23 protein-coding genes and 3 tRNA genes are annotated in these 20,451 nt (G+C 66.1%); 14 read left to right on the plus strand and 12 right to left on the minus strand.

Going from position 1 to position 20,451, the window contains the following annotated elements; translation table 11 throughout:
* Positions 1-142 precede the first annotated feature (142 nt).
* Complete coding sequence (locus tag ACUTAF_RS15600) at positions 143-454, plus strand: YkgJ family cysteine cluster protein (RefSeq protein WP_445580812.1); 312 nt, start codon at positions 143-145, stop codon at positions 452-454.
* Positions 455-542: 88 nt separating this feature from the next.
* Here the strand turns inward: ACUTAF_RS15600 and ACUTAF_RS15605 are convergent, their stop codons facing one another.
* The 6 genes from ACUTAF_RS15605 to hemA all read right to left on the minus strand — a co-directional run bounded on the left by ACUTAF_RS15605 (position 543) and on the right by hemA (position 6,062).
* Positions 543-1,058, minus strand: coding sequence for an acyloxyacyl hydrolase (locus ACUTAF_RS15605; protein WP_445580813.1), 516 nt, complete (start codon positions 1,056-1,058; stop codon positions 543-545).
* Positions 1,059-1,158: 100 nt separating this feature from the next.
* Positions 1,159-1,947 carry a glutamate racemase gene (murI, locus tag ACUTAF_RS15610; protein ID WP_445580814.1) on the minus strand — a complete coding sequence of 263 codons (789 nt, stop codon included), beginning with the start codon at positions 1,945-1,947 and terminating at the stop codon, positions 1,159-1,161.
* The gene (locus tag ACUTAF_RS15615; RefSeq protein WP_445582458.1) at positions 1,937-2,695 is read right to left on the minus strand and encodes a molybdopterin-synthase adenylyltransferase MoeB; all 759 of its coding nucleotides are present in this window, start codon (positions 2,693-2,695) and stop codon (positions 1,937-1,939) included. The genes murI and ACUTAF_RS15615 overlap by 11 nt, the downstream gene beginning before the upstream one ends.
* 11 nt (positions 2,696-2,706) lie before the next feature.
* Positions 2,707-3,537 (minus strand): peptide chain release factor N(5)-glutamine methyltransferase, encoded by an 831-nt coding sequence (gene prmC / locus ACUTAF_RS15620; RefSeq protein WP_445580815.1) that lies wholly within the window; start codon positions 3,535-3,537, stop codon positions 2,707-2,709.
* 168 nt (positions 3,538-3,705) lie between these two features.
* Complete coding sequence (gene prfA / locus ACUTAF_RS15625; RefSeq protein WP_445580816.1) at positions 3,706-4,788, minus strand: peptide chain release factor 1; 1,083 nt, start codon at positions 4,786-4,788, stop codon at positions 3,706-3,708.
* Positions 4,785-6,062 carry a glutamyl-tRNA reductase gene (gene hemA / locus ACUTAF_RS15630; RefSeq protein WP_445580817.1) on the minus strand — a complete coding sequence of 426 codons (1,278 nt, stop codon included), beginning with the start codon at positions 6,060-6,062 and terminating at the stop codon, positions 4,785-4,787. Before hemA ends, prfA begins: the two co-directional genes overlap by 4 nt.
* A gap of 208 nt (positions 6,063-6,270) precedes the next feature.
* Here hemA and ACUTAF_RS15635 point away from each other — a divergent pair, with 208 nt between their 5' ends.
* The 10 genes from ACUTAF_RS15635 to ACUTAF_RS15680 all read left to right on the plus strand — a co-directional run bounded on the left by ACUTAF_RS15635 (position 6,271) and on the right by ACUTAF_RS15680 (position 13,971).
* On the plus strand, positions 6,271-7,998 hold the full coding sequence (locus ACUTAF_RS15635; protein ID WP_445580818.1) for a tetratricopeptide repeat protein: 1,728 nt from the start codon (positions 6,271-6,273) through the stop codon (positions 7,996-7,998).
* Positions 7,998-8,615: a lipoprotein insertase outer membrane protein LolB gene (lolB, locus tag ACUTAF_RS15640; RefSeq protein ID WP_445580819.1), complete on the plus strand. Its 618-nt coding sequence runs from the start codon at positions 7,998-8,000 to the stop codon at positions 8,613-8,615. Before ACUTAF_RS15635 ends, lolB begins: the two co-directional genes overlap by 1 nt.
* Positions 8,616-8,828: 213 nt before the next feature.
* Positions 8,829-9,704: a 4-(cytidine 5'-diphospho)-2-C-methyl-D-erythritol kinase gene (gene ispE, locus ACUTAF_RS15645; protein ID WP_445580820.1), complete on the plus strand. Its 876-nt coding sequence runs from the start codon at positions 8,829-8,831 to the stop codon at positions 9,702-9,704.
* A gap of 26 nt (positions 9,705-9,730) precedes the next feature.
* A tRNA-Gln gene (locus ACUTAF_RS15650) sits at positions 9,731-9,805 on the plus strand.
* 56 nt (positions 9,806-9,861) lie between these two features.
* A tRNA-Gln gene (locus ACUTAF_RS15655) sits at positions 9,862-9,936 on the plus strand.
* Between the two features lie 46 nt (positions 9,937-9,982).
* Positions 9,983-10,924, plus strand: coding sequence for a ribose-phosphate pyrophosphokinase (locus ACUTAF_RS15660; RefSeq protein WP_003244667.1), 942 nt, complete (start codon positions 9,983-9,985; stop codon positions 10,922-10,924).
* Between the two features lie 105 nt (positions 10,925-11,029).
* Positions 11,030-11,632: a 50S ribosomal protein L25/general stress protein Ctc gene (locus ACUTAF_RS15665; protein ID WP_445580821.1), complete on the plus strand. Its 603-nt coding sequence runs from the start codon at positions 11,030-11,032 to the stop codon at positions 11,630-11,632.
* 63 nt (positions 11,633-11,695) lie between these two features.
* Positions 11,696-12,286, plus strand: coding sequence for an aminoacyl-tRNA hydrolase (pth, locus tag ACUTAF_RS15670; protein WP_445580822.1), 591 nt, complete (start codon positions 11,696-11,698; stop codon positions 12,284-12,286).
* Positions 12,287-12,311: 25 nt separating this feature from the next.
* Positions 12,312-13,412, plus strand: a complete 1,101-nt coding sequence (gene ychF / locus ACUTAF_RS15675) for a redox-regulated ATPase YchF (RefSeq protein WP_445580823.1) — start codon at positions 12,312-12,314, stop codon at positions 13,410-13,412.
* A gap of 115 nt (positions 13,413-13,527) precedes the next feature.
* The gene (locus ACUTAF_RS15680) at positions 13,528-13,971 is read left to right on the plus strand and encodes a hypothetical protein (protein ID WP_445580824.1); all 444 of its coding nucleotides are present in this window, start codon (positions 13,528-13,530) and stop codon (positions 13,969-13,971) included.
* A gap of 24 nt (positions 13,972-13,995) precedes the next feature.
* Here the strand turns inward: ACUTAF_RS15680 and ACUTAF_RS15685 are convergent.
* A tRNA-Met gene (locus ACUTAF_RS15685) sits at positions 13,996-14,072 on the minus strand.
* Positions 14,073-14,400: 328 nt separating this feature from the next.
* Here ACUTAF_RS15685 and ACUTAF_RS15690 point away from each other — a divergent pair.
* Together ACUTAF_RS15690 and ACUTAF_RS15695 are read left to right on the plus strand one after the other, a co-directional pair.
* Entirely contained in the window at positions 14,401-14,628 is a 228-nt protein-coding gene (locus ACUTAF_RS15690) for a hypothetical protein (protein WP_445580825.1), read from the plus strand.
* A gap of 272 nt (positions 14,629-14,900) precedes the next feature.
* The gene (locus ACUTAF_RS15695) at positions 14,901-15,347 is read left to right on the plus strand and encodes a hypothetical protein (protein ID WP_445580826.1); all 447 of its coding nucleotides are present in this window, start codon (positions 14,901-14,903) and stop codon (positions 15,345-15,347) included.
* Positions 15,348-15,450: 103 nt separating this feature from the next.
* Here ACUTAF_RS15695 and ACUTAF_RS15700 read toward each other — a convergent pair whose 3' ends face one another.
* Positions 15,451-16,365 (minus strand): DMT family transporter, encoded by a 915-nt coding sequence (locus ACUTAF_RS15700; RefSeq protein WP_445580827.1) that lies wholly within the window; start codon positions 16,363-16,365, stop codon positions 15,451-15,453.
* A gap of 261 nt (positions 16,366-16,626) precedes the next feature.
* Positions 16,627-18,546, minus strand: coding sequence for a bifunctional metallophosphatase/5'-nucleotidase (locus ACUTAF_RS15705; RefSeq protein WP_445580828.1), 1,920 nt, complete (start codon positions 18,544-18,546; stop codon positions 16,627-16,629).
* 172 nt (positions 18,547-18,718) lie between these two features.
* Here ACUTAF_RS15705 and ACUTAF_RS15710 point away from each other — a divergent pair, with 172 nt between their 5' ends.
* Complete coding sequence (locus tag ACUTAF_RS15710; protein WP_445580829.1) at positions 18,719-18,883, plus strand: hypothetical protein; 165 nt, start codon at positions 18,719-18,721, stop codon at positions 18,881-18,883.
* A 134-nt stretch (positions 18,884-19,017) separates the two neighbouring features.
* On the opposite strand, the gene moaE is transcribed toward ACUTAF_RS15710, so the two are convergent.
* From moaE to moaC, 3 genes are all read right to left on the minus strand, one after another.
* Positions 19,018-19,473, minus strand: coding sequence for a molybdopterin synthase catalytic subunit MoaE (gene moaE / locus ACUTAF_RS15715; RefSeq protein ID WP_445580830.1), 456 nt, complete (start codon positions 19,471-19,473; stop codon positions 19,018-19,020).
* A 72-nt stretch (positions 19,474-19,545) separates the two neighbouring features.
* Positions 19,546-19,788, minus strand: a complete 243-nt coding sequence (locus ACUTAF_RS15720; protein ID WP_445580831.1) for a MoaD/ThiS family protein — start codon at positions 19,786-19,788, stop codon at positions 19,546-19,548.
* A complete protein-coding gene (moaC, locus tag ACUTAF_RS15725) occupies positions 19,785-20,261 on the minus strand; it encodes a cyclic pyranopterin monophosphate synthase MoaC (protein WP_445580832.1) in 477 nt (158 codons plus the stop codon). The genes ACUTAF_RS15720 and moaC overlap by 4 nt, the downstream gene beginning before the upstream one ends.
* Positions 20,262-20,451 lie beyond the last annotated feature (190 nt).

The following is a 20,451-nucleotide window of genomic DNA, read 5'->3' on the forward strand; positions in this document are numbered from 1 at the left end:
CTGGGCGGCGCGCACTCAAAAAGCTTCGCCCCGGGACGGGGCTCCTACGAAAGCTGCTTAGCCGGCCTGCTGGAATGGCGGCACTGCCCTCCCTGTCAGCCCAAACCCCGTGTACCCACTGCATGTCGTACACTGTCGCGCCATGAGCCAGACCATCCCCCACACCCAGTTGTCGAGCGAACCCGAGGTCAGCTGCAGCAGCTGCGCGGCCTGCTGCTGCCAGCTGGAAGTGCTGCTGTTCGGCGACAGCGGCGTGCCGCCGCGCTATATCGATACCGACCAGTGGGGCGGCGAGGTGATGCGTCGCCTGGACGACGGCTGGTGCGTGGCGCTGGACCGCGACAGCATGCGCTGCACCATCTACGAGGTACGCCCGTTGATCTGCCGCGAGTTCGAACTGGGCGCGGTCGAATGCCTGGAGCAGCGCCGCGGTATCGCCGGGGCCTATCGATAGCGACGCCCGCGTGAACGGTGCGGGGCGGCCCAGACCGCCCCCCCGGCGAAGCGCAATGAAAAAGACCGGGCCAGCCCGGTCTTGTCGTTCAGAAGCTCATCCGATAACGCAGGGTATAGGCCTCGGCGCCGTCGTTGGGGGTCTTCAGCCCGGCATTGGAATAGTGCGTCGCGCGTACCCCGATCTCCTGGCCGGAGAAGCGCAGGCCGACGCCGATGAGGTCTTCGAACTGGAAGGAGGTACCCAGATCGTTGCCTTCCAGCTCGGTGCTGGAGAAGGCCGCCACGCCGATGCCCGCCTCGATGTAGGGGCGCACGCTCTGCCCGGCGAACTCGTAGACGAACACCGGGGCGAGCGACAGGCTGTGGTTGCTCGAGGTCTCGTCACCATCCCAGTAGGTATAACCCAGGTCCCAGTAGCCGGTCAGGCGACCGACGTCGCTCTGCATCCAGCTGCTGTCCCAGTCCCACTGCGCCCCCAGGCGATAGACCATGGTGGAGTCACCGCTCTGGCCGATGGCTGCGGTCACGTCCGCCGCCTGGGCCGCCCCCAACTGCCCCATGGACACGGCTGCAACGGCAGCCAAAGTGCATAGCTTCTTCATGAATTATTCCTTCTCGAGAAGTGAGCTTGAACCAGTGTTCCAGACCTCAGTATAGAGACCCCTGTTATGAGCAAAGGTCCAACAAAACGCAACGGAACATTCAAAACGCGCGAACTTCGGCCTCGTCGCCGAGCAGCAACGGCAGCACCCGGCGCATCCGCTCGGGCTCGCCGCTGCTCCAGTAACGAGTCGGCTCGGCCGGCCCGTCGGCCAGCAACTGCTCCCGCTCAAGCAGGCGCTGCAGCTGCCGCGCCACCGCCGCGCCGGTGTCGATCAGGCTCACCGAGGCCGGCACCAGCTCGCGCAGCAGTGGCTTGAGGAAAGGGTAGTGGGTGCAGCCGAGGATCAGCGTATCGCAGCCCTCGGCCAGCAGCGGTTCGACATAACCGCGGAGCAATTCGCGAGTGGCTGCGCTGTCCAGCTCGCCGGCCTCGACGCACTCGACCAGCCCGGGACAGGGCTGGGTGATCACCCGCACGTCGCCGGCGAAACGGTCGAGCAAGGCGGCGAACTTGGCGCTCTTCAGCGTGCCGGTGGTGGCCAGTACGCCGACCAGGCCGCTGCGGGTGGCCGCCGCGGCCGGCTTGACCGCCGGTTCCATGCCGACCAGGGGCAGCGTCGGATAACGCTCGCGCAGCTCGGCCACCGCCGCCACGGTGGCGGTGTTGCAGGCCAGCACCAGCGCCTTGGCGCCCTGGCCCAGGAGGAACTCGGCGATGGTGCGGCTGCGCTCGCGAATGTACTCCGCGCTCTTCTCGCCATAGGGCACGTGGCCGCTGTCGGCGACGTAGAGCAGCGACTCGTGCGGCAACAGCTGGCGAATCTCGCGCAGCACCGACAGGCCGCCGACGCCGGAGTCGAATACGCCGACCGGCGCGTTACTGGCCATCGCCACCACCGCAGACGCTGCAGGCCGGGTCGCGCTTGACCCGCAATTCGCGAAAGCGCGAACCCAGCGCATCGATCAGCAGCAGGCGACCGACCAGCGGCTCGCCGAAGCCCGCCAGCAGCTTGAGCGCCTCCAGCGCCTGCAGGCTGCCGACCAGGCCCACCAGCGGGCCGACCACGCCGGCCTCGCTGCAGGTCAGCTCGGCCTCGCTGCCATGGCCGTAGAGGCAGTGGTAGCAGGGGCTGGCGGCATCGCGCGGATCGAATACCGAGAGCTGACCTTCCAGGCGGATCGCCGCGCCGGAAACCAGCGGCCTGCCGGCCGCGACGCAGGCGGCGTTGACCGCCTCGCGGGTGGAAAAATTGTCCGAGCAGTCCAGTACCAGATCCACCGCCGCCACGGCGGCGGCCAGCGAGTCGGCATCCAGCGCCTGGCGATGCGGCACCAGGGCGATCTGCGGATTGATCGCGGCCAGCCGCGCCATGGCCGAATCCACCTTGGTCTGGCCGATGCTGGTGGTGTCGTGGGCGATCTGCCGCTGCAGGTTGGTCAGGTCCACCCTGTCGAAGTCGGCCAGGTGCAGCTCGCCGACGCCGGCCGCAGCCAGGTACAGCGCCACCGGCGAGCCGAGGCCGCCGAGGCCGACGATCAGCGCGCGGCTCTGTTTGAGGCGCAACTGGCCCTCGACATCGATCTGTTTCAGTAGGATCTGCCGGCTATAGCGCAGCAGCTCGTCGTCACTGAGCATGGCGGGCTCACTCATGTAAGGAAACGTCCCAGACTGATGCGTTCATGGCCGGCCAGGTCACGGCGGCTATGCACGTCATTGAAACCAGCGGCCGTGAGCAGCGCGCGCACCGCCTCGGCCTGATCGAAGCCGTGCTCCAGCAGCAGCCAGCCGCCGGGCAGCAGGTGCGCCGGTGCGGTCTGGATGATGACACGGATATCGTCCAGCCCGTCGGCGCCGGATACCAGCGCGCTGCTCGGCTCGAAACGCACATCGCCCTGATCGAGGTGATGGTCGTCGGCGCGGATATAGGGTGGGTTGCTGAGGATCAGGCCATAGTGGCGGCCGGCCAATGCGGACAACCAATGGCTGTGCAGAAACTCGGCATTGTCCAGCTTGAGGCGCTGGCGATTGCGCTCGGCCAGGGCCACGGCGTCCTCGACCCGATCCACACCGGTGACCTGCCAGAGCGGCCGTTCGCTGGCCAGGGCCAGGGCGATGGCGCCGGTGCCGGTGCCCAGATCCAGCGCCGCCAGTGGTGTGGCCGGCAGAAGCTCAAGGGCGGTCTCCACCAGCAGCTCGGTGTCCGGGCGCGGGATCAGGGTATGGCTCGCCACCTCCAGATCCAGACTCCAGAAACCCTGATGGCCGAGGATATAGGCCACCGGTTCGCCAGCGCGGCGACGCTGCAGATACGTGTCGAACAGTGCCTGCTGCGCGGCGTCCGGCTCGCGTTCCGGCCAGGTGCGCAGGTAGCTGCGCGGCTTGCCCAGGGCGGCGGCCAGCAGCAACTCGGCGTCCAGCCGCGGCGTGGGCGAGTCAGGCAGGTCGGCGTTAGTTAGCAGGGATTCGATGCTGGCCATAGTTCATTCGGGCTGCGTTTGTCTCCCCTCTCCCGCTTGGGGGAGAGGGGCCGGGGGAGAGGGTGTGCCGTCAAGCCCCCTCTCCCTAACCCTCTCCCCGAGGGGCGAGGGGACTGATTCGTGACCTGTCAAATATCGCCGCAGGGTGCGCCATGCGCACCGCTGCAATCAATCGCCCAGCGCCGCCAGCTGGTCGGCCTGGTATTCGGCCAGCAGCGGCTCGATCACCGCGTCCACGCCGCCGGCCATCACTTCGCCCAGCGAGTACAGGGTCAGGTTGATGCGGTGGTCGGTGACCCGGCCCTGCGGGAAGTTGTAGGTGCGGATGCGCTCGGAACGGTCGCCCGAGCCCACCAGCAGCTTGCGCGTCTCGGAGATTTCCTTGTGCGCCGCCGCTTCCTGCTGGTCCTGCAGCTTGGCCGCCAGCCAGGCCATGGCCTTGGCGCGGTTCTTGTGCTGCGAGCGCTCTTCCTGGCATTCCACCACCGTGCCGGTGGGAATGTGGGTGATGCGGATCGCCGAGTCGGTGGTGTTGACGTGCTGACCACCGGCGCCGGATGAGCGGTAGGTGTCGACACGCAGGTCGGCCGGGTTGATCTCGATGGCCGCCTGCTCGTCCGGCTCCGGCAGCACCGCTACGGTGCAGGCGGAGGTGTGGATGCGGCCCTGGGATTCGGTCTCCGGCACGCGCTGCACGCGGTGGGCGCCGGACTCGAACTTGAGCTTGGCGTAGACGTTGTCGCCCTCGACGCGGGCGATCACTTCCTTGAAGCCGCCGTGCTCGCCCTCGTTGGCCGACAGCACCTCGACCCGCCAGCCCTGTTTCTCGGCGTAGCGCGAATACATGCGGAACAGGTCGCCGGAGAAGATCGCCGCCTCGTCGCCGCCGGTACCGGCACGCACTTCCAGGTAGACGTTGCGCCCGTCGTTGGGATCCTTGGGCAGCAGCATGCGCTGCAGCTTGTCTTCCAGGGCGGCCAGCGCCTCCTTGGCCTGCGCCACTTCCTCTTCCGCCATCTCGCGCAGGTCCGGGTCGCTGTCCTTGAGCAGCGCCAGGGCGCCTTCGAGGTCGCCCTGCACCTTGCGCAACTCGCGGAAAGTGGCGATCACCGGCTCGATCTCGGCGTATTCCTTGGAATAGGCGCGGAACTGGCTCTGCTTGGCGATCACCTCGGCGTCGCCGAGCAGCGCGGTCAGCTCCTCGAAGCGGTCGCTGAGGTTGTCCAGCTTGTTCAACAGTGAAGCTTTCATTGCAGACCTTTGTCCGGCCCGCCCTCGTCGAGGGCGAACAGTTCCTGGGCGAGACCGAGCGCGTCGAGGCGCCCTGCGGCGGTGAGTTTCTTCATGCGCACGCTGGGCGCGTGCAACAACTTGTTGGTCAGGCCGCGGGCCAGCTGCGCCATCACATCCTCGGGCTTGGCACCACCCGCCAGCATGCGCTGGGCGCGGGCGAGCTCCTCGTCACGCAGGCGCTCGGCCTGCTGGCGGTAGGCCTTGAGCACGTCCACCGCGGCCAGCTCGCGCAGGCGCAGCATGAACTCCTCGGTGCCGGCGGCGACCAGCTCCTCGGCGGCCTGCGCCGCGCCCTGGCGGCTCTTGAGGTTTTCCTCGATGACCTCGTGCAGGTCATCGACGGTATAGAGATAGACGTCGTCCAGCTCGCCCACCTGCGGCTCGATATCGCGCGGCACGGCGATATCGACCATGAAGATCGGCTTGTGCTTGCGCTTCTTCAGCGCGCTCTCCACCGCGCCCTTGCCAAGAATCGGTAGCTGGCTGGCGGTGGAGCTGATGACGATGTCGCTGTGCGCCAGCTCGTCGGGGATGTCCGAGAGCAACACGGCATGCGCGCCGAACTGTTCGGCCAACTGGCTGGCGCGCTCCAGCGTGCGGTTGGCGACGACGATGCGCTTGATGCCCTGGTCATGTAGATGACGGGCGACCAGGCTGATGGTCTCGCCGGCGCCGATCAGCAGCGCCTGGCTGCGGTGCAGGTCGGCGAAGATCTGCTTGGCCAGGCTGACCGCGGCGAAGGCCACCGACACCGGGTTCTCGCCGATGGCGGTGTCGGTGCGCACGGTCTTGGCGGTGCTGAAGGTGGCCTGGAACAGGCGGCCGAGCAGTGGGCCGACGGTGCCGGCCTCACGCGCCACGGCATAGGCGGACTTGAGCTGGCCGAGGATCTGCGGCTCGCCGAGGACCATCGAATCCAGCCCGCAGGCCACGCGCATCATATGCCGCACCGCGTCGTTGTCGCTGTGCACGTAGGCGCAGGCACGCAGTTCGTCCAGGCTCAGGCGGTGATAGTCGGCCAGCCACTGCAGCACCTCGTCGGTGCTCAGCTGGTCCTGCTCCAGGTACAGCTCGCTGCGGTTGCAGGTAGAGAGGATCGCCGCCTCGCGGCTGGGCGTCAGCCGGCACAGCTGCTGCAACGCCTCGACCAGTTGCTCCGGAGTGAAGGCAACGCGCTCGCGCACCTCTACCGAAGCGGTCTTGTGGTTGATACCGAGGGCGATGAAGGCCATGCAGGGTCGCTGAGGGGCAATACGGAAGCCGGCAATTGTCCTACTTCGCCCCGCCGAGAACAACTCCTGCGCCCCATTGTCCCAATAGACGGTTCGCCGCATCCTCCGCGCCAGTGGGCTTGCTCCGAGGCTTGTGTCATGATGCCGCGAACGTCGCAGGGCGCCAGCCGGCAGGCCACCGCCCGGAAACAACGCAGCACAAGGCCCTATGAACAGACCCCTCGCGCTAGTCATCGCACTCGCCTTCCTCAGCGGCTGCCAAACCTTCGCCCCCGGCGAGCCGGACGGCACCCCGCCGGTGCAGGAAGCCGACCAGAAGGTCCAGCTCGAGCCAAGCCAATACGGCTCATTCAGCCAGGAAGCCCTGTTCGCCCTGCTCACCGCCGAGCTGGCCGGGCAGCGCAACCGCTTCGACATTGCCCTCGGCAACTACGTCCAGCAGGCCAACGCCACCGGTGATGCCGGCGTCGCCGAGCGCGCCTTCCGCATCGCCGAATACCTCGGCGCCGAGCAGGCCGCACTGGACAGCGCGCTGATCTGGGCCGAGAACGCGCCCGACAATATCGACGCGCAGCGCGCCGCCGCAGTGCAACTGGCACGCGCCGGCCGCTACGACGAATCCATGACCTTCATGGAGAGCGTGCTCAAGCGCCAGGGCGATACCCATTTCGACTTCCTCGCCCTGTCCGCCGCGGAAACCGACCCGGATACCCGCGCCGGCCTGCTGCAAGGCTTCGACCGCCTGCTGGCCAAGCATCCGGACAACAGCCAGCTGCTGTTCGGCAAGGCCATCCTGCTGCAGCAGGACGAGCGCCCCGAGGAAGCGCTGGAGCTGCTGGAGAGCCAGCCGGCGAGCCAGACCGACATCTCCCCGCTGCTGCTGCGCGCGCGCCTGCTGCAGAGCCTGGGGCGCGGCGACGAGGCCCTGCCGCTGCTGGAGAAGGGCATTCGCCTGCACCCGGACGACAAGCGCCTGCGCCTGACCTATGCGCGCCTGCTGGTGGAGCAGGACCGCCTGGACGACGCCAAGGGCGAATTCTCCACCCTGGTGCAGGAAAACCCCAACGACGACGACCTGCGCTTCTCCCTGGCCCTGGTGTGCCTGGAGGCCGAGGCCTGGGAAGAGGCCATCGTCTACCTGGAGGAACTGGTCGAGCGGCGCAGTCATGTCGACGCCGCCCACTACAACCTCGGCCGCGCCTACGAGGCCCTGAACGACGAGGACAGCGCCCTGCAGGAGTACGGCCTGGTCGGCCCGAGCAACGACTACCTGCCAGCCCAGCAGCGCCGCACCGAACTGCTGTTCGCCGAAAATCGCGGCGAGGAAGCCAGTGCCGACCTGGCCCGCGCCCGCGAGGCGCAGCCGGACTATGCCATCCAGCTGTACCTGATCGAGGCCGAGGCACTGAGCAACCGCAACCAGATCGAACCGGCCTGGAGCCTGATCAACCAGGGCCTGGAACAGTTCCCGGACGACCTGAACCTGCTCTACACCCGCGCCATGCTGGCGGAAAAACGCAACGACCTGCAGCGACTGGAAAGCGACCTGCGCTTCATCCTCGAGCGCGAGCCGGACCACGCCATGGCGCTCAATGCCCTCGGCTACACCTTGGCCGATCGCACCACGCGCTACGAGGAAGCCTTGGCCCTGATCGAGAAGGCCCACCAGCTCAACCCGAACGATCCGGCGATCCTCGACAGCCTGGGCTGGGTCAACTACCGCCTGGGCAACCTCGACGAGGCCGAGCGCCTGCTGCGCCAGGCCCTGGAAAGATTCCCCGACCACGAAGTCGCCGCGCATCTGGGCGAAGTGCTTTGGGCCCAGGGCAAACAGCAAGAGGCGCGACGCATCTGGCGCGACGCGCTGGCCGAAACCCCCGACAGCTCCATCCTTCGCGGCACCCTGCTGCGCCTGACCGGCTCCGAGACCCTCTGATGTTCCTGCGCCACCTCATCGTTGTCAGCCTGATCGCCCTGCTCGCCGGCTGCGCCGGCCTTACCTCGCGCGAAGCGCTGGAAGGCCAGGGCGATCCCACGCAGTGGCAAGCCCACAAGCAGCGGATCAGCCAGCTCGACGGCTGGCAGATCAGCGGCAAGATCGGCATCCGCGCCCCGCGCGACTCCGGCAGCGCCACGCTGTTTTGGCTGCAGCGCCAGGACTACTACGACATCCGCCTGTCCGGCCCGCTCGGCGGCGGCGCCGCGCGCCTGACCGGCCGCCCCGGCGACATCCTGCTGGAAGTGGCCAACCGCGGCCGCTACCAGGCCGCCTCGCCGGAAGCCCTGCTGCGCGAACAGCTGCGCCTCGACCTGCCGGTGTCCAACCTGCTGTGGTGGATTCGCGGCCTGCCCGCGCCGGACAGCCGCAGCCGCCTGACCCTCGACGGCGACAGTCACCTGGCGCACCTGGAACAGGACGGCTGGCAGGTGGAATACCAGCGCTACGCGCAGCAGAGCGGCTACGCCCTGCCCGAGCGCCTCAAGCTGTACGGCCAGGATTTGGAAGTGACGCTGGTGATCAAGGATTGGCAGCCACGTCAGTTGGGGCAGTAGCGCCCATATTCACAAGCAATGCACCGGGGCGTGGGAGGGGCTTTAGCCGCGAAGCAGTCGCCGCTGAAGCGCCTCCCACAGGTACTGTAGCCCGGATGAAACCCGGGAAATGCCCCCCCGAATTGCATCCGGACTACGGGCCGCATCGCGAGCGAACCCGCACGGCGCCAAAGGCTTCGCGAGCAGAACTCACCCCTACAACGACACAGCGCAATGACAACGCCCAAGATCCCTGCCCACGCCGAACTGATCCTGCCCGCGCCGGCCAAGCTCAACCTGATGCTGCATATCCTCGGCCGCCGCGCCGACGGCTATCACGAGTTGCAGACCCTGTTCCAGTTCCTCGACCACGGCGACGAGCTCGGCTTCGCCCTGCGCCAGGACGGCGAAATCCACCTGCACACGCCCATCCACGGCGTGCCGCACGACAGCAACCTGATCGTGCGCGCCGCCAGGCGTCTGCAACAGGCCTCCGGCACCCGGCTGGGCGCCGATATCTGGCTGGACAAGCGCCTACCCATGGGCGGCGGCATCGGCGGCGGCAGTTCGGATGCGGCCACCACCCTGCTCGGTCTCGACCACCTGTGGCACACCCAGCTCGGCGAGGAGCGCCTGGCCGAGCTGGGCCTGACCCTGGGCGCCGACGTGCCGGTGTTCGTGCGCGGCCGCGCGGCCTTCGCCGAGGGCGTCGGCGAGCGGCTTACCCCGGTCGAGCTGGACGAGCCCTGGTTCCTCGTCGCCGTGCCGCAAGTCTTTGTAAGCACAGCAGAAGTTTTCGGCGCGCCCGAGTTGACACGGGATACGCCGCCCATTAAAGTTCGCAGCCTTCTTGCGGGGGGTGGTCGAAACGACTGCCAGCCGGTGGTCGAGAAGCGTTACCCAGAGGTTCGTAACGCTTTGATCTTGTTGAACAAATTTGTTTCAGCTAGATTGACCGGCACTGGAGCTTGCGTATTTGGGAGCTTCCCAAATCGGGACGATGCTGATAAAGTCGCCCGCCAACTTCCAGGCACTCTGCCGAGCTTCGTCGCTCAAGGTCGCAACATCTCGATGCTGCACCGCAGGCTCCAAGCATTGGCCAAGAAGTGAATGCTCAGCATTCGGTTATACGATACAGGGGCGTCGCCAAGCGGTAAGGCAGCAGGTTTTGATCCTGCCATGCGTTGGTTCGAATCCAGCCGCCCCTGCCATAACCTCCCTCGGGAGGCATCGAAAGCCGGATCGATCAGCATTCAACACAGAATATAGGGGCGTCGCCAAGCGGTAAGGCAGCAGGTTTTGATCCTGCCATGCGTTGGTTCGAATCCAGCCGCCCCTGCCATTTTCCATACCCATCCAGGTATACCCCCAGCCGGCAGGTACTGCGCGTGTCCAAGATGATGGTCTTCACGGGGAACGCAAACCCCGATCTGGCGCGACGGATCGTTCGTCAGCTGCACATTCCCCTCGGCGATGCTTCGGTCGGCAAGTTCTCCGACGGCGAAGTCATGATCGAAATCAACGAGAACGTCCGCGGCAAGGACGTCTTCCTGATTCAGCCGACCTGTGCACCCACCAACGACAACCTGATGGAACTGGTAGTGATGGCCGACGCCTTCCGCCGTTCCTCGGCTACCCGCATCACCGCGGTCATCCCCTACTTCGGTTACGCCCGCCAGGATCGCCGTCCGCGTTCCGCTCGCGTGGCGATCAGCGCCAAAGTGGTTGCCGACATGCTCACCGTGGTCGGTATCGACCGCGTGCTGACCGTAGACCTGCACGCCGACCAGATCCAGGGCTTCTTCGACATTCCGGTGGACAACATCTACGGTTCCCCGGTCCTGGTCGACGACATCGAAGACCAGCGCTTCGACAACCTGATGATCGTCTCCCCCGACATCGGCGGCGTCGTCCGCGCCCGCGCCGTGGCCAAGAGCCTGGGCGTCGACCTGGCGATCATCGACAAGCGTCGCGAGAAGGCCAACCAGTCCGAAGTGATGCACATCATCGGTGACGTCGAAGGCCGTACCTGCATTCTGGTCGACGACATGGTCGACACCGCCGGCACCCTCTGCCACGCCGCCAAGGCGCTGAAAGAGCGCGGCGCCGCCAAGGTCTATGCCTACTGCACCCACCCGGTGCTGTCCGGCCGCGCCATCGAAAATATCGAGAATTCCGTCCTGGACGAGCTGGTGGTCACCAACACCATCCCGCTGTCCGCTGCGGCGCAGTCCTGCTCGCGCATTCGCCAGCTCGACATCGCCCCGGTCGTCGCCGAAGCGGTCCGCCGCATCAGCAACGAAGAATCGATCAGCGCGATGTTCCGTTAAGGAACCCGCTGACGTAATGCGCCCCGCCTCGTGCGGGGCTTTTTGCCCTACCGCCCGAGGCTGGTCGCAAGCCACAAGGCGGTTTGGTTATTTTGGAGAAGTGAAATGACTGTTGAATTCGCCCTGAATGCCGAAGTGCGTTCCGACCTGGGGAAAGGTGCGAGCCGCCGCCTGCGTCGTAACGCCAACCTGGTTCCCGCCGTGATCTACGGCGGCGACAAGGCCCCGCAATCCATCAGCCTGCTGGCCAACCAGCTGACCAAGCTGCTGGAAAACGAAGCCGCTTTCAGCCACGTACTGGCTGTCAACGTTGCCGGTACCACCGAGAACGTCGTGATCAAGGCCCTGCAGCGCCACCCGGCCAAGGGCTTCGTTCTGCACGCCGACTTCCAGCGCGTCGTCGCCGGCCAGAAGCTGAGCGCCCACGTACCGCTGCACTTCATCAACGAAGCAACCGCCGTTGGCGTGAAGCAGCAGGGTGGCGAGATCTCCCACACCATCAACGAAGTCGAAGTTTCCTGCCAGCCGCAAGACCTGCCGGAATTCATCGAAGTCGACCTGGCTGCCGTAGAAGTCGGCCAGACCGTTCACCTGTCCGACCTCAAGCTGCCGAAAGGCGTCGAGCTGGTCGCACTGGCTCACGGTAACGACCTGGCCGTGGCCAACATCCACGCCAGCCGCGTGAAAGACGAAGGCGCTGCCGAGTAATCGCAGCGCGGAACCCGCCCGGCAGGCGATCACGCCGGGCGATTTCCTCGAAAGGGCTCCTGTATGACTGCCGTACAACTGATCGTTGGCCTGGGTAACCCCGGCCCCGAATACGACCAGACCCGGCACAATGCAGGGGCCCTTTTCGTTGAGCGCGTGGCGGCGAGCCAGCGCGTCAACCTCAACGTCGATCGCAAGTATTTCGGCCTGGTGGGCAAGTTCAACCATCAGGGACGCGAAGTTCGTCTGCTCATCCCCACCACCTACATGAACCGCAGCGGCCAGTCCGTGGCGGCCTTGGCCAATTTCTTCAAGATCAAGCCCGAAGAGATCCTGGTGGCCCACGACGAACTCGACATGCCCCCCGGTGTCGCCAAGCTCAAGCAGGGCGGCGGCCACGGCGGGCACAACGGCCTGCGCGACATCATCGCCCAGCTCGGCAACCAGAATAACTTCCATCGCCTGCGGCTCGGCATCGGCCACCCTGGGCACGCCAGCCTGGTATCCGGCTACGTGCTCGGACGCGCCCCCCGCGGCGAACAGGAACTGCTCGAAACCAGCATCGACTTTGCTCTGGATGTTCTGCCGGAGATCCTGGCCGGTGACTGGACCGTGGCCATGCGCAAGCTGCATAGCCAGAAGGCCACCAAGTAACCACCTTTCCCTCGAGGGACACATCATGGGATTCAACTGCGGCATCGTCGGCCTGCCCAACGTCGGCAAGTCCACCCTGTTCAACGCCCTCACCAAATCCGGCATCGCCGCGGAAAACTTCCCCTTCTGCACCATCGAGCCGAACAGCGGCATCGTACCGATGCCCGATAGCCGCCTGGACGCCCTGGCCGAGATCGTCAAACCCGAGCGGGTGATCCCCACCACCATGGAGTTCGTCGACATCGCCGGCCTGGTGGCGGGCGCTTCCAAGGGTGAAGGCCTGGGCAACAAGTTCCTCGCCAACATCCGCGAGACCGACGCCATCGCCCACGTGGTGCGCTGTTTCGAAGACGAGAACGTCATCCACGTCGCCAACAGCGTCGACCCCAAGCGCGACATCGAGATCATCGACCTCGAGCTGATCATGGCCGACCTCGACAGCTGCGAGAAGCAGTTGCAGCGCGTCGCGCGTACCGCCAAGGGCGGCGACAAGGAAGCCGTGGCGCAGAAGGCCCTGCTGGAAAAATTCATCCCCCACCTCACCGAAGGCAAGCCCGCACGCAGCCTGCTGAAAAACCTCGGCGATGACGAGAAGCGCCTGGCCAAGACCTTCCACCTGCTCACCACCAAGCCGGTGATGTACATCGCCAACGTCGCCGAAGACGGCTTCGAGAACAATCCGCACCTCGACGTGGTCAACGCCATCGCCGAGGAAGAAGGCGCCATCGTCGTGCCGGTGTGCAACAAGATCGAGGCCGAGATCGCCGAACTGGACGATCTGGAAGAAATGCAGATGTTCCTCGAGACCATGGGCATGGAAGAGCCGGGTCTGAACCGCGTGATCCGCGCCGGCTACTCGCTGCTCAACCTGCAGACCTACTTCACCGCCGGGGTGAAGGAAGTACGCGCCTGGACCGTGCGCGTCGGCGCCACCGCCCCGCAGGCCGCCGCCGTGATCCACACCGATTTCGAGAAAGGTTTCATCCGCGCCGAAGTGGTCGCCTACGACGACTTCATCGCCTACAAGGGCGAAGCCGGCGCCAAGGAAGCCGGCAAATGGCGCCTGGAAGGCAAGGACTACATCGTCAAGGACGGCGACGTGATGCACTTCCGCTTCAACGTCTAACCCTTGTCAGCGCGAATAAAACCCCGCTTAGGCGGGGTTTTATTTGCCCGCGATACGAGCGCCTCCAGGACATACGCCCTACCTTGAACCCTCGGCGCACCTGCTCCTGCGGAAAGTGGAGTTCACCGCCGAGAGCTGGCGGCTCGGAGACTATCCGACCATCGTCTCCGTCCAAAGGATGGTCGCAGACACCGTAGAGACAGACCTGGACCTGTCGCTGCTTGAGAAGGCAGGCGAAGCCGGCGCGGATGTGGCCTACGAAAGCGGAAGCGGGAACGTGCAGATCGGCTACTCGGATCACTACACCGCCATCAACACCGGCACGCTGCGGGTGCCGAACTGGACCAAGGTCCGAATCGGCCTGAGCGGCATGGGCTCGTTCGACGGCGTGATCAACGCGCTGAACCAACTGGCCCCCAGAAATAAGGTCGGCAGCCAGTGTTTGCCTGAGGGGACGGCATCGTCCACGTGGACGTCGCCGTTCAATGCCATGCCGGTGCCAAACCTGGCGCGCGCGAACAAACCCGTAGTCACTACCCCAGAAACGACAAAGGGTTAGCCGAAGCTAACCCTTTGATTTGTATGGTGGCTACACCGGGACTTGAACCTGGGACATCAGCATTATGAATGCTGCGCTCTAACCGACTGAGCTATGTAGCCAACGTGGCGCGCATTTTCCGCGTGTCGTGTGCGGCTGTCAACCCCGTTTCATAGATAAATTTACGCTTTATCAAGCGGTTAGACGGCCGTAGGGTGCGCCGTGCGCACCAGCTTTATGACGCGGCGTCTGGACCATCAACGCCGCTCGACGCCCCCCCTGCAAACCCCAACGGTTTTCGCAGGAATGCAACGCAGCTTCCCAGAAGCCCGCAACGGCTGAACGCCGGCCCAGCCTGCCGTCTCGCATCCAGGAGGATGCGCTTGCGGGGCGGCAAAGCGATACCAGAGAATGCCGCCCCATCCAGTCGCAGCGCCATCGGGCGCGCCTATGACGCAGGAGAACACCTTGAGAGCCAGAGACGATTTTGACGACCTGCGCGCGGAGCGCGATCTGCCGAGCCGCTACCGGCACGAGCCCAATCGCTTCGCCGGGCTGTGGAAGCAGATCGCGATCGGCATGGTCGCCGGCTATAGCGTGCTGGGGATCCTCGGCGCGATTGCCTGGGCTCTCTTTGGTCATCTGGTCCTGGGCGGTTTCACGGTCAACCTGCCTTAGCTGGCGCACCGTTCATCCGTTGTTGCCCCTGGCGCCAATGTCCAGGGTTGAGCACTGGCGCACTTGCCATCCACCGCCCGGCTGTTCATCCTGCCCGCAGCGCTTCGCCCTTCAGTCCCTACCCAGCGCCATGCATTCTGCTTGTTCAGCTACAACAGCGAATGCGTGCAAGGCCGGGCGGCTGCGACCGGTCTGGCCAAGGGCTGGCCTCGCAATTGCCTGGTCATGATCTACCAACAGCCTTGAGCCCAATGTTCATTAAGGAAGATGTGATGAAGAAGTTCGCCTTGCTTGTCAGTCTCACCCTGCTCGGTGCCTGCACCCACCTGGTTTCGCAGCCGCCGGTGCCGGTCACTTCCAAGGCCGTGCAGGCCTTTCGCGATATCTGCCTGCAGACGGCGCCGAGCTTCGCCGAGGCGCAGGGTGTGGCGCGCCAGCATGGCGTGACCGAGCTGACCGATATGGGCTTCGCCAGCATCGGCTTCAACGCGGACAAGAGCCTGGGCATTCAGGTGAAGGCGAGCCATGAGTGCGTGGTGACCAGCGAGGCGCAGCAGGACGCGACGCTGACCCGGCAACTGCTGACCGCCGCCGCAGTGAAGGCGGGCACCACGGTGCCGCGCGCGGTGCCGGTGAAGATGCGGATCGCCGGGCAGGACTTCATCCTGATGCATGACCGCGAGGGCGGCGAGGCGTTCGTGCTGCTCAAGCCGGAGTGACCCCTGCGCGGTAATCGCAGCGTCCGAACGTTATTCGCCGCGGGGCGCGGCTCCTACCGAACCGATCGAGACCCGGCTCGCCCTCTTACGGCGAGCCCTATTCTCAAGCACCTTTGCCCGGCCGGGTCGCCAGCAGCAGGCCGGCGAAGATCAGTGCGGCGCCGGCCCAGTGATAGGGCTGCAGGCCTTCGCCCAGCAGCAGCCAGCCGAGCAGCGCGGTGAATACCGGCATCAGGTAGTTGGACAGCGCCGCCTTGGCCGCGCCTATCACCTTCACCCCATGGTTCCAGGCCAGGTAGGCCAGCAGCGAAGCGAACACCGCCGTGTAGGCGATGGCGGCGAGGTTGCTGGCGCTCGGGGCGAAGTGCGCGCCCTGGCTCAGTTCGTACAGGTAGAACGGCAGGATCAGCGGCACGCCGAGCAGGATCAGCACGCCGAGCAGCGCCAGCGGCGGAATGGGGTGCAGGTAGCCGGACCAGCGCCGCAGCAACAGGGAATACAGCGCCCAGTCGGCCACGGCGAGCAGCATGATCAGGTCTCCGCGGTTGAACGACAGGCTGGCCAGGCGGCTCCACTGCCCCTGGGCGATCAGCACCAGCAGGCCGATGGCGGCCAGGGCCATGCCCCACCAGGCGCGCCGCGCCGGCCATTCTCCAAGCAGCAGGCCGGCGCCGATAAAGGTCATCAGCGGCAGGCAGGTGTTGACCAGGGTGATGTTGATCGCCGCGGTGGTCTGCGCCGCGCTGTAGAGCAGCGAGTTGTAGCCGGCGATGCCGAGGCCGGCGACCAGCAGCAGGCGCCAGCCGGCGGCCTTGAGCTGTTGGCGATGGCGCCACAGCGGCAGTGCGACGAAGGGCAACAGCAACGCCAGGGCCAGGCTCCAGCGCCAGAACGACAGGGCGAAGGGCGGGATCGCGCCGGCGAAGGCGCGCGCCACCAGGGCGTTGCCGGACCAGCACAGGGTCGCAAGCAGCAGGCCGAACAGGGCCAGCGAGCGGGAATGATTGAGCGCGTTCATTGGGCGTGGGGCAGTGGCTAGTCGGCGAAGATTGCGACCCGCGGTACGCGACCAGCGAAGGGGCTGTGCTGGGTAATCATGGCGTCGCTTGCGAATCGGACGGCCTTGCACCATACGGAGGCAGTCAGGGCTTGGCAAGGTTGCGGACCGTAGGGTGCGCCGCGTGCACCGGCCGTTGCCGTTATGTCGATGTGAAGGGAGGGACGCGCATGCCACAGACGCGCATCGATCCTCGGTGCGCGCGGCGCACCTTACAGCGCGTCAATGCCGGCGACGGCGCAGCGGGCGGGTCAGCAGGCAGAGCAGCAACAGCCCGCCAGCCAGCAGCAGCGCGCTGGCGCCCCATTGCAGTGGGCCGGCCAGGCGGAACAGCTCTCCCGGATGCAGGCTGGGCACGCGCAGCATGCGCGGTTCGGCGGCGGCGCCGCTGGAGGGGATATCGGCCAGGCCGTCGCCGTCCAGGTCCGGCAGGCTGCGGATATGGTCGAGCAGCGCCTGCCATTCCTTGAGTTCCTGTACGCCTTCGGCCTGCGGGTCCTGGTCGACGATGGCGTCCTCGATGCGCGGCAGCGGGCGGCCGTCGGCGTCCTTGGGCACCACGTCGAGCAGGCCCTTGGTCAGGTCCGGCACCAACCAGCTGAAGCTGCCGACGTAGCTGGTGGCACCGATGCTGTAGAGGCGCGTGTCGTCCAGGTCCAGCTCGCGGTAGCCCGCCACCGGGTCGCCGATCTCGATGCGGCTGACGCGGTCGAACGGCACGCGCCAGGGGTTGTAGCTGAAGCGCACGCCGGATACCCGCGGGTAGTAGCTGCGGCTGTCGCGCAGCTGGTAGGCGAGCAGCAGCACCTCCAGCAGGGACTTGAGCTCGCGGGCGCTGACATAGGCCTTGATCATCGGGTAACCGGGTTCGTCGTCGAACTGGCCGATGCCCAGCGGGGCGATGCGGAACAGGTCGGAGACGTCCTGCACGCCATGGCGGCCCTTGATCACGTCGTCGCGGATGGTACCGTTGCCGGTGAAGGCCAGGTCGGCGTCCACGGCGTGGCGCAGGGCGTCGGTCACCAGGTTGGCCAGGCTGTGTTCGGCGAACTCGCGGCCCAAGCGCTGATCGACCCTGGCCAGTTGCTGGTCGAAACGGTAGCCCCTGGGCGCCAGCATGCGCTGGCTGACCACCTGTTTGAAATCCTCGACCCGGGCGGTGATCGCCGCATCGCCGGCAATGCTGTCGTCGATCGCGTGCAGGCGGTAGTCGCGCAAGCGCGGCACGCCGTCGTCGCCGAGACTCATGCGCAGCTCGCCGAGGTACTGGATCTCCGAGCCGGCCTGCATCACCGGGGTGCGCCCATTGACCAGTACCGGCTGCGGCAGCGCCACGTGCGAATGGCCGCCGACGACTATATCGATGCCCGGTACCTGCTCGACCAACTCCACCTCCTCGCCGCGCCAGCTGCCGTCGGCCTGCTGGATGACGCCCATGTGCGAGAGCAGGATGACCACCTCGGCGCCCTCCTCGCGCAGCCTGGCGACCATGGCCTTGGCAGTGGCCACCGGGTCGGCGAAGGTCACCGGCTTGATCATCGGGCTGACCGCCACGGCGTTGTTGCCGAGCAGGCCGAACAGGCCGAAGCGGATGCCGCCGCGCTCGATCAGCCGGTACGGCAGGATGCGTCCGGCGTCGAAGTGCGCCTGCAGGCTGTCGTCGGCCTTGCTCGCACCGTCGAAGCGCAGGTTGCTCGACAACAGCGTCGGCAGCGCCTCGCCCTTGGCCCGGTGCGCGGCACCGATCATCGCGGCGAGGCCGGCGGGGCGGAAGTCGAACTCGTGGTTGCCGAGCACTGCGGCGTCGTAGCCCAACTCGCTCATCAGACGCAGCTCGCTGCCCATCTCGCGGGCGATGGTGTGAAACAGCGTGCCCATGGTGAAGTCGCCGCCATCGAGCAGCAGCAGCGCCTCGCCCTTCGCGGCGGCGCGGCGCTCGCGCAGCAGGGTGGCCAGGCGCGCGACGCCGCCGACCGTATCGTCATCACCCACGGTGGCAGGGCTGTATTCGTTGTTGGGGCCGAAGCCGAGCAGGCGCGATTGCCAGTCGTTGCTGTGCAGGATGGTGAAGCTGCGTTCGGCGGCCGACAGTGGCGCGCAGGCCAGCAGACCGGCGAGCAGCAGGGAAGAAAGCAGGCGCATGGACAATCCTTGAGGCTGGACGCCGCACAGTATGGAGCAGGCCGCCCGCCCCTACAGCGACGGATCGGGCCGCGCCCTGTCGCCAATCGGGTCAGCGCCTTGCCGCAGATCAGCGCCGCTCGGAAACGCAGCGGCTAGGCTGTAGGCAGGATAATCGAGAAGGAGCGAGACGATGGATCACTACCACCTGATGCTGGTGCTGCTGATCGGCGGTTTCGTGCTGCTGGGGGTCGGTTTCAACTTCCGCGAACACGAATGGGGCGTGCGCGTGCTCGGCCTGGGGGTGCTGATGATGCTGGCACCGATTGCCTTGCGGGTGCATCTGGCGCTGGCGTGAAATCGGCCACCAAAAGCGCTGCCGCACGTTCAGGGTAGGAGCCAGCTTGCTGGCGATCCCGTTTGCAGCATCGCCGGCAAGCCGGCTCCTACACGCAATGCGCTTTCCGTGAAGCTCAGGGTAGGGCGAGCGCCTTAATCACGCTGCCAGCGCTCGGCGGCGCTCTGGTCGCTGCAGCGGCCTTCGACCCAGCGCGGGCCTTCGCTGGTGTCTTCCTTCTTCCAGAACGGCGCGCGGGTCTTCAGATAATCCATGACGAAGTTGCAGGCGTCGAAAGCCGCCTGGCGATGGGCGCTGCTGACGCCGACGAAGACGATGGGCTCGCCCGGCTCCAGGCGGCCGATGCGGTGGATGACCTCGATACCCAGCAACGGCCAGCGTTCGCGCGCCTCAACGGCGATCTTGGCCAGCGCCTTCTCGGTCATGCCGGGGAAATGTTCGAGGAACATGCCGCCCACCTCGCGCCCTTCGTTGAAGTCGCGCACGTAGCCGACGAAGCTGACCACCGCGCCGATGCCGAGGTTGGCGGCGTGCAGGGCGTTGAGTTCGGCGCCGGGGTCGAAGGGCTGGGCTTGTACGCGGATGCTCATGCGCAGGTTCTCGTGTAGGAGGGGCTTCAGCCGCGGGCGGCCAGGTGATCGAGACAGCGACTATCGCCGCTCTCACCCGCCGGTAACGGTGGGGAAGAAGGCCACTTCGTCGCCCTCCTCCAGCGGCTCGTCGAGGCCGCACAATTCCTGGTTGCGCGCGCACATCAGGTTCTGCTCGCCGAGCACTTGCCAGGCGCCGCCACGGGCGACCAGGTGCAGGCGCAGCTCATCGAGGCTGGCGAAGTCACCGCTGAGCTGTTCGTCGTCGCGGCCCAGGGCTTCGCGATAGCGGGCGAAATACTGCACGCGAATCATGCTTGTTCCTCCAGCTTGTAGTGCCCGCTCTTGCCGCCGAGCTTTTCCAGCAGGCGCACGTTCTCGATGACCATGCCGCGGTCGACCGCCTTGCACATGTCGTAGATGGTCAGCGCGGCGACGCTGGCGGCGGTCAGTGCCTCCATCTCGACACCGGTTTGCCCGGACAGTTTGCAGCGCGCGGTGATTTGCACGGCATCTTCGCCGTCGGCCGCGAGCTCGACCTTGACCCCGGTCAGCATCAGCGGGTGGCACAGGGGGATCAGATCGCTGGTCTTCTTCGCCGCCTGGATGCCGGCGATTCGCGCCACGGCGAATACGTCGCCCTTGGGATGCTCGCCGTTGACGATCATCTGCAGGGTGGCGGGCAGCATGCGCACGCGCGCTTCGGCGGTGGCCTCGCGGAAGGTGGTCGCCTTGTCGGTGACATCGACCATGTGCGCATGGCCTTGGGAATCGAGGTGGGTCAGCACGGGAAAGCTCCAAGCGGGGATCGGCCGATTGTAAACCCGTGGGTCAGGATTGGGCAGGCGTAAAAACGCCTCCTGCCGTAGGACAGGAGGCGTAGCCCCACAACACCTGAGCTTTTTCGCGCTAAGGTCAATCGACCCTACAACCGTCAAATTTCTTTAGGGAAGTTCTGAACAAGCCATTTATCGTCAC

Source organism: Pseudomonas sp. SP16.1 (genome assembly GCF_052682975.1).